Below are 6,103 nucleotides of genomic sequence, written 5' to 3' on the forward strand. Positions count from 1 at the left end.
TCACGATCCCTTCCCGCTGTGGGCGCCCAGCGCCGTCTTCACCAGCTCTGCGGTGGCCGCCGGATCGTCGGCGCCGGTGTCCGCGTCGATGACCGTCCACCCCTCTTGGGCGATCGGCCGGACCTTATCGGACGACTGCGACACGAACACCGCGATTCGCTGCTCAGGCCAGGAGACGTTGGCGATCACGCCGTGGACCTCCTCGCCATAGTCCGGTAGGGGCACCCCGCTGCCGGCGAGTTCGCGGATGAGCGCGGCCTCGGCGTCGGCGTCGGGATCCTCCGGGTCGATCTCGTCGGCCAGTTCCTGCCAGGCCGCCGGAAGGCCGGCCGCAGTGGGCTGCTCGTTCTGCAGGGCGGCGAGCTCGGCCTCGATGCTGTCCACGTCGTCGAGCGTGCGCTGTGTGCCCACGACGTCATTCCTCCGGCGCAGCGAGAGCAGGTTGGAGGTGTGGAGCCACCACTGCCAGTCGACTCGGTAGCTCGGGTCGGCCACGGCCGCGGTCGAGTCGTCGATCTCGAGCTCCACGCCGAGCGTCTCGTGCCGTCCCGGATGCCCGCGAAGTTCCAGACGCGCGAACGTCCGGTCGTGAACGGCCTGCGCCTCGTGCCGGTTGCCGGTGGCAAACCAGTAGACGGCGCAGGCGTCCATGACGGACTGCCACACGTCGGGTTTCGGGTCGATGATGACGTGGGCCAGCAGGGTGACGGGATCCCCTTCGGCCAGGTGGATCCGTTCCTTGGCCACCTCGAGCCGTTTGGCGAGGTTGAGCACCATTGTGTCGTTCGACCAGCCAGGGTTCTGGCCCTTCTCGTACCGGTCCAGGTCGGCGTGCGTGACGGCCCAGGGAATCCAGCCGAGCGCTCGCAGCGCTTGTCGCTTCTCGGCGTCGTCGCCGACCCGGTTGTGGACTGCGCTGGCGTGGTACTTGAGCCCGTCGGTGTAGATCGCGAACTTCATCTGGTGGGGGTCGTCGGCCTGCAGCACGTAGTCGGGTGTGGTGTTGGCCTCGGGGATATAGACCTGCGCCCGCAGGGTCCACACGAGCGGCGAGCCGGACACCTTGATCCGCAGGGCCGAGTACTTGCCGTCGGGAATGGTGGTGATGGTGGCCTTGGTGGACGAGTTGGCAGCCCGCTGCCCGGCGAGCGCGTCCTGCAAGGCGTGCCGGAAGCGCACCTCCAGGGCAGAGTCGCCCTCGACGTCGACCTTCTGCGTGGTCACGACCGTCCAGTCGGCGCGGGTGGGCTCCTCGTCGTCGTCCCTCTCCGGTCCGCGGAGCAGCGACAGCAGCGCCGATTCCGCGGCGGCGCGGGAGGTGTGGTCGGCCTCTCCGCTGGGGGCGTGGGGGAGCAGGCACTGCGGGCAGGCCAGGCGGTTCTCGGACGCGCACGGGCAGTCCCGCACGGCCAGGAAGGCGGTGTGCAGCAGGTCCCACACGCGTTCGGGCGTGGTGAAGTCGGCCAGGTATCCGGTGCCGCCGGGCACGGTGTCGTGCAGCAACAGGGCCGGGGAGGGTTTGCCCACCTGCGGCACCGTCACCGTTGCCACGTCGAGGTGGCTGGGGTCGCCGCCCAGGACGCGCCGGAATCCCAGGCGTAGCGCCGCCACGAGGCTGGGCATGACCAGGGTGTCGTAGGTGGAGACGGTGGCCGGCAGGTAGAGGAGGACCCCTTCGGTGGCGAGGCTGCGGCCGAGCGCCACGGTGATGCTGGGTTCGTCGGTGGCCTTGGTGTGCGGGCACCACGGGCGGTGGTCGCGGCGATTGTTGCTGCCGGCCTCGGAGTCCAGGTGGCCGCAGTACTCGCATACCCGGAACTGGGGTGCGGACGGTTGGGCGCCACCGATCATGAGGGGCTGGCCGGCGCCGGTGCCGAGGTTGATCCAGCGCACGTCGGCGCGCCGTAGGTAGCGGGCGCCGAAACCGTTGTTGTCGACGAACCAGGCGGGGGCGGCGTCGACGGGGTCCCAGGCCAGGGTGCGGGCCACGTGATAGCGACGACGACGACGCTCGTCGTGCCTCTCGTCAACGGTGGCGGCGTCCCGGGTGACCTGCGCGGACACCTTCCTCAAGGGGACCACGTCCAGGAGCTGGGCAGAGTCGGCGAACCCGGCGGTACCGCAGGACGGGCACGCCCCCGGGGTGGTGCCGGCGATGTCGGTGTGGCCGTAGCTGCAGGCCGGGCAGACCCGCCAGCGCTCCACGGCGTCGCCGCCGGCGCCCACGTCCACGGCCGAGATCTCGATGCGCATGCGATCGGCGTAGAACGAGTTGCCCGGGGCCAGCTCGGTCAGGGAGGAGGACACCGCCCGGGTGAAGGTGGCCGAGGTGGCGTCCCATTCCTGGGTGACCGGGTCATAGGTGGTCACCGACGCGTGCAGGTCCACCGTGTCGTCGAGCAGCTGGTAGCCGGGGAGAAGGCCGTAACGCTCGAGGGTGCTGATCCAGTACTCCTGGGTCTGCGTGGCACGTTGCGCGACGGTGGCCTTCTGGGAGGCCTGGGCCGCGCGCAGGTCCTCTTTGTCCTGCTCCTGGGCGCTGGGCAGTTCGGCGCGTTCGCGTAGCTCCTTGAGGACCTTCTCGAGCGTGTCGAGCCGCCGTCGGAGTTCGGTGAGATCGTCCGACCACCGGTCCACGGCCAGAGCCAGGGTGGAGTCGAGTGTCTGCGGGGCGGGGGTTCCGTCGGCGGTCTCCCCGGTGGCCCATGCGCGGAGATCCTGCGCGGCGGCGGCGCCGACGTTCTGGCCCAGGCTGGCCAGGAACCGGTCCAGCATGCCGGGCACGCGGGACGGTAGTTCGTCGCGGAGCCGGAGGATGAACGAGTCGGGGTGCGAGGAGAGCACGTCGCGGGCTCGATGGCCTGTGGGGTGGATGCCCTCGAGGAGCAGGGTGTCGATCGCGTGGGCGATGAACTGGCGCCGCAGGATCTCGGCGGCGGAGAGGAACGCCGCCGGCGGCTGCACGCTTCCGTTGATCAGTGACAGGGGATCCTGCACCACCGGCAGGGTGGCGCCGCGCCCGCGGACCAGCGCCACGACCAAGGAGTTGCCGGTCAGGCGTCCCGCGCGACCGACGCGCTGGACGTAGCTGGCCACCGAGGAGGGCAGCGAGGAGAGCATGACCGACGACAGGTCGCCGATGTCGATGCCCATCTCCAGCGTGGGCGTGGCCACCAGGACGTTGGGGGCTCCGGGGGCGTCGGAGCTGGACTTGAACTGGGTCTCGATCTGCGCCCGGTCGTCCGGCTGCAGCAGGCCGGTGTGTTCGCGCGCGACCACCGATCGGCTGTCCTGTGAGTGGTACAGGCGCCGGTAGTAGTTGCCGGTGTCGATCGGCTCCACCGTCAGGTGTCCGGAGCATTCCACCGTCAGGCAGGGGGCACCTGCCACCACCGCGCGGACCTCGGGGGCGGCCGGGGTGGCGTTGTGGCAGACCGTGCAGCGCAACTCCGCGGGTTCGTCCTCGGTGGTCACCAGGATCTCGCCGGGGGCGATGCCGTAGACGGTGGCCCCGGATTCGGTGGGTATGGCCTTGAGATGGGCCGCGGCGGCGAGTTGCTCCATGAGCGCGGCCACGAGCTTCTGGGCGGTGTCGGGCGTGACCGCCAGGTGGCGGGCGGTCCAGCGGGCGTACCAGGAGCGGTTGCTGGCGACCGGGTCGGTGCCGTCCCGGTAGCGGTCACGCGGCAGCGTCTTTCCCACGCGGGGGAAGGTGGGCCAGCCGCCCACCGGGAATCCCGGCACGCCGCGCGATCGAGCATCCCGCTTGGCGAGGTGGAAGGTGTTGCCGTCGGTGGCGAGGTAGGTGTCCAGCCAGTCGTGGCGGATGCCTCCGCGTTGCCGGATGCGTTCCACCACGATGCGGGCCCAGGCCTCCAGAGCGGCGTCGTCCGGCTCGACCTCGGTGAGGGTGGTCTGCAGGGCGGTGGCCTCCCACACCCCCCGGGCGGTGGCGCGCAGGGCGCCGGGGGAGATGTGCACGCTCGGCACCGCGGTGCCGGTCAGCGCCAGGGTACGGCCGACGGTGGAGCGCAACCCGAACTCCAGGCACAGGTCGAACAGCAGGCGTTCACTCACCGATCTCTCGGCGTGGCGCCGCTGCGCGGGAGAGGCTGTGGCGTCCCAGTAGGCGGTGAAGTTGCTCCGCTCGACGATCGACGGGTGCAGCAGGTGATAGCGCTCCACCGGGGTGCTGGCCCGGGCCATGACGTCCCGGGCCAGGTCGTCGAGGAACGCGGTGCCCCCGTCCAGTGCGGTGGTGATGGCGGTGCGGAGAGCGAACGCATGAGACCGGGCCTGGACGAACCCGGCGCGGTGAGAGGCGTCCTGCACCGAGTCACTGAAGACCAGGGTGCGCTTGTCGGCGGAGTCCAGTCCGCGGAGCCCGAAGAGGTTGGACAGGGCCACCGAGAGCAGGGTGGCCACGGCGGAGCCGATGTAGCGCACGGAGTCCCGGGTTCCGCACGCCGGGCAGGTCTGGCGTTCGGAGTTCTCCTTGGCGGTGATGCCCGTGTGCAGGAGGACGGGAACGATGTGGGAGTCCTGCTCCGACGGGGTGTGGGCGTCGGCGGAGAGCAGTTTGGCCTGGCGCGGGTCGAGCCACATCAGGGAGGTGGGGGAGTCCTGGGAGGACCGGATCTGGGAAAGCGGCAGGCCAGCCTCTTCGGCTGCCAGTACCTCCTGATCGGCGGAGATGAGCGCCCGGGTCGAGGTGGGCTCGGAGATGGAGTTCCCGCGGATGGTGGCGGGGGTGAAGGTGGGCTGCTCGGTGCCGGGTTCGTACGAGGTCATCCATCCGGCGCGGCCGCAGTGGCGGCAGAAGATCGCCGGCAGGTGATGGTGTTCAGTGAGCCCGTGGGTGGAGGCCGCGTCGGCGGAGTCGGGGTCGGGGCCGTCGTCGTGCCAGTGGAAGTCCACGGTGTCGCGGACCGCCCTGTCCAGGCGTGAGAGTTCGCGGACCCACAGGTGGGCTTCGATGGTGGGCAGACGGCGGCCGGCGTTGGGGTCTGCGGCGGTGACGGTGGCGCGCAGGTGGCTCAGGGCGCCGAGGACGTGGACGAGGAACTGTTCGGTCTCGGTCGGCTGACGACCGTGGTCGGCTGGCAGAACACGCTCGGCCAGGTCCGCGATGCTGATGGCGTGGTGGGAGTGGTCGAGGAGCCGGGCGATGAGCTCGTGACGGCGGATCGCGGCCACCGCCTCGTCCAAGCCGGCGCCGGTTGGCAGGCCCCACAGCTGTTCCGCGACGACCTCGTAGGTCGCCTCCGCGGGGTCAGCACCGCCGTCGATCCGGTCGGAGATGTCCTCGTGGATTTCGGCCATCAACGCCCGCGAGGTCGCGGTTTCGACCGGAATGCGCTGCTCGGCGGTGGAGCCAGCCCACTGATCCACGGTGAGGCGGGATTCGGTGAGGACCGATTCGGGCGGGAACTCGTCCCCGAACACGGTGGCGGCGAACTGTCGGACGGCGGTGGTGTCGCCGTCGTCGCCGAGGGTCGCAGAGGTGGCCACTGGGGTGATCCGGCCCAGCGGCCGGGCCCGGTCAGCGTCCGTGCGGGCGACCGGGGACGTGGTGATGTGGTCCAGATGGGCGTCGACGACGAGGCCGAGCCGTCGCAGCAGAAGGGCAACATCGGTGCCCTGCGCGCCGTCGTAGGTGTGGAATTCGTCCAGCACCACGTACTGCAGTCCCGCGGCGGACAGGCGCCAGATGTCGGAGTCCTCGGCGCGCAGGAGCAGCTGGTCGAGCATCTTGTAGTTGGTCAGCATTAGGTCGGGTGGGTCTTCGCGCATGGTGGCGCGGTCGGTGATGAGCCCCGCCTCGCTGACGGTCGTGCGACCTGTCCCTGCGGCTTCGCCGGTGTACAGACCTGCGGTGATCCCTTCCAGCCATGGCTCGGTGGTGAGCAGGCGGGTGAGGCGTTCTGCCTGGTCGGTGGCGAGCGCGTTCATGGGGTAGAGCAGAAGCGCCTTCACCCCTCGGACGCCTTTGGCGCGGGCACGGCGTGCGTGATCGAGCACGGGGTAGAGGAAGGATTCGGTCTTGCCGGAGCCGGTGCCGGTCACCACGAGGGTCGGCTCCGGCTGTTAGGGACGTGCTTCG

The 6,103-nt window shown here is 70.4% G+C and carries 1 protein-coding gene; it reads right to left on the bottom strand.

Annotated elements, in window-relative coordinates; translation table 11 throughout:
* On the bottom strand, positions 1-6,066 hold the full coding sequence (locus H483_RS0119285; protein ID WP_152427907.1) for a DEAD/DEAH box helicase: 6,066 nt from the start codon (positions 6,064-6,066) through the stop codon (positions 1-3).
* Between the last annotated feature and the right edge of the window lie 37 nt (positions 6,067-6,103).

The organism is Dietzia sp. UCD-THP (assembly GCF_000349585.1).
Classification (GTDB): Bacteria; Actinomycetota; Actinomycetes; order Mycobacteriales; family Mycobacteriaceae; genus Dietzia; species Dietzia natronolimnaea_A.